The sequence below is a fragment of the Paenibacillus ottowii genome, assembly GCF_006874425.1.
GTDB classification, from domain to species: Bacteria; Bacillota; Bacilli; order Paenibacillales; family Paenibacillaceae; genus Paenibacillus; species Paenibacillus ottowii.
This window is the reverse complement of the sequence record NZ_VIJZ01000029.1, coordinates 1-2,636: the sequence shown is the minus strand read 5'-3', so window position 1 is coordinate 2,636 and position 2,636 is coordinate 1. Positions and strand designations below refer to the sequence as shown.

The following is a 2,636-nucleotide window of genomic DNA, read 5'->3' as shown; positions in this document are numbered from 1 at the left end:
CAAGAGTCTGGATCTGCTGACACAGCGTCATGAAGCGCTGCGGACGAATTTCCATCGGTTTGAGACCGGACACGGTCAGGAGCCATTGCAGATGGTATTTCGTCACAAAGATAGCGACCTTTCTTTCAAAGATATACGCAAAATGCCGAAAGCAGAGCAACAGGCGTATATCCAGGAGTTGAAGCAGGAGGATCAAGCTAGAGGATTTGATCTTGGTACGGATGCGCTGATGCGTGTACAGGTATTGCAGACCGATGAAGAAACGTATCACTTGGTCTGGAGCTTCCATCACATTATCATGGACGGCTGGTGCTTATCGCTCGTTACAGGGGAAGTATTTGGTACGTACTTTGCACTGCTGGAGCAGAAACAGCCGGAGCTTGCTCCGATCACACCGTATGGCCGATATATCGAATGGTTAGAGCGTCAGGATGAACGTGCGGCAAAAGAGTACTGGAGCAGCTATTTAGCTGGCTTTGAACAGCAGACGTTGCTGCCTGGATCGGATACTGCAACGAAAGACCACGTGGTAGACAGTAGGGAGCATACAGTATCCAAGGCAGCAAGCGACGAATATGTTTCTGAAAAAATAACGATAGAGCTGGATCCGACGTGGAGCGAAGCCATGTACCGGATGGCCAAGCAACAGCAGGTCACGATCAATACGCTGATGCAGAGCGTGTGGGGCGTTATTTTGCAGAAATATAATAACAATGAGGATGTTGTATTCGGCAGTGTGGTATCTGGACGTCCGACGGATATTGCGGGTGTAGAGCATATGATCGGTCTGTTCATTAATACGATACCGGTGCGGATTCAAAGTGAACGAAATGCCACGTTTGTGGACATTATGCGGAACACGCAGGAGCAAGCGCTAGCCTCTGGAGTCTATGACAGCTTCCCGCTGTATGAAATTCAGGCGCTGACCGAGCAGAAGCAGCATCTAATCAACCACATTATGGTATTTGAGAATTATCCGGTGGAGGAGCAAGTCGAGCAATTGGGTGACGTTCGTCCGTCTGCATTTGAAATTACAAATGTAGAGGTGGTTGAGCAGACGAACTATGATCTGGACTTGATTGTGATGCCGGATGAAAGCTTCCGCATCATGTTTAGGTACAACGCGAATGTGTACGATCGGGCTACGATCGAGCGAATGCAGGGACATGTACTGCATGTGATCGAGCAGATTATTGACAACCCGTATATTCGTGTGAATGAGCTGGAACTAGTGACAGCAGAAGAGCAAGCGCAAATCGTGCAGGTATGGGGAGATACGGCAGCAGCCTACCCGCAGGATCAGACGCTAAGCAGTCTGTTTGAGCAGCAGGCCGCGAACACGCCAGAGCAAGTCGCGGTACTGTGTGGTGAAGAGTCGCTGACCTACCGTGAGCTGAACGAGCGAGCCAACCGTTTGGCCCGGACGTTGCGTGCGGAAGGGGTTAAACCAGATCAGCCTGTAGGTATTCTGGTTCACCGCTCACTAGACATGATCGTGGGCATCTATGCGATCCTCAAAGCCGGCGGAGCTTATGTGCCAATCGATCCGGAATATCCGGCCGATCGCATCCGCTTTATGCTGGAGGACTCAGGCGCGAAGCTGGTGCTGACGCAATCACATCTGGCGGAGCGAGCATCGCTGAGTTTCGACGGACAAGTGCTGGTGCTGGATCGCCAGGAGCAGGATGGCAAGCACATTTATGACGAAGATGGTTCGAATCTGGAGCCCCTGGCTGGAGCGCACCATGTCGCGTATGTCATCTACACGTCTGGCTCCACGGGAAAACCGAAGGGCGTGATGGTAGAGCACCATTCCGTGCTGAACCGGATTTTGTGGATGCATGATCGCTACGGTTTGAGTGCGAAAGATACCATTTTGCAAAAGACCGCCTTCACCTTCGACGTGTCGGTGTGGGAGCTGTTCTGGTGGTCGATGGTCGGTTCAAAAGTGAGCTTGTTGCCCGTGGGTGGGGAAAAGAATCCGGAAGACATCGTGGACACGATTGCCCGCGACGGCGTGACCACGATGCACTTCGTGCCAGCCATGCTGCATGCATTCCTGGAGTATGTGGAGCAGCAGCCGCGAGAAGTGATGCAAGCGAAGCTAGCAACGCTACGCCATGTTTTTGCCAGCGGCGAAGCCTTGCCGCCACAGCATGTGGCCCGGTTCCAGCGGCTTGTGTCGAGCCTGACCGGAGCGAAGCTGGTCAACCTGTATGGTCCGACCGAAGCGACGGTGGACGTATCGTACTTCGATTGCGAGCCAGATGAGGAATATGCGGTGATCCCGATCGGGAAACCGATTCAAAATATCCGTCTATACATCGTGAAGGAAGGCACGGAGCAATTGCAGCCGATTGGGGTTGCGGGTGAGCTGTGCATCGGCGGTGTCGGCGTAGCCCGAGGGTATCTGAACCGTCCGGAGCTGACGGCCGAGAAATTTGTGAAAGATCCGTTTGCCGGCGGGGAAGCCGGATACGAACGGATGTACCGCACCGGCGATTTGGCAAGATGGATGCCGGACGGAAACATTGAATATCTGGGCCGGATCGACCATCAGGTGAAAATCCGCGGGTACCGGATTGAGCTGGGCGAGGTCGAAACGCAGCTGCTGCAAGTGGATTCGGTACGAGAAG

The 2,636-nt window shown here is 53.2% G+C and carries 1 protein-coding gene; it reads left to right on the top strand.

Annotated elements, in window-relative coordinates; translation table 11 throughout:
• Positions 1–2,636, top strand: a 2,636-nt coding sequence (locus tag FKV70_RS25755; protein ID WP_142614970.1) for a non-ribosomal peptide synthetase, incomplete at both ends; no start/stop codon positions are given.